The sequence below is a fragment of the Bacillus sp. mrc49 genome, assembly GCF_002803435.1.
Genome location: NZ_PHNG01000062.1, coordinates 1 through 310, shown reverse-complemented (window position 1 = coordinate 310; position 310 = coordinate 1). Strand labels below are relative to the sequence as shown.

General features: G+C 52.3%; 1 rRNA gene. It reads left to right on the top strand.

Annotated elements, in window-relative coordinates:
* Positions 1-310 (top strand): 23S ribosomal RNA (locus CVN76_RS00470); the annotation flags it as partial.

Genomic DNA, 310 nt, shown 5'->3' with positions numbered 1-310 from the left:
TGAACCGAAGCCCCAGTAAACGGCGGCCGTAACTATAACGGTCCTAAGGTAGCGAAATTCCTTGTCGGGTAAGTTCCGACCCGCACGAAAGGTGTAACGATCTGGGCACTGTCTCAACGAGAGACTCGGTGAAATTATAGTACCTGTGAAGATGCAGGTTACCCGCGACAGGACGGAAAGACCACGTGGAGCTTTACTGCAGCCTGATATTGAATTTTGGTACAGCTTGTACAGGATAGGTAGGAGCCTGAGAAGCCGGAGCGCTAGCTTCGGTGGAGGCGTTGGTGGGATACTACCCTGGCTGTATTGA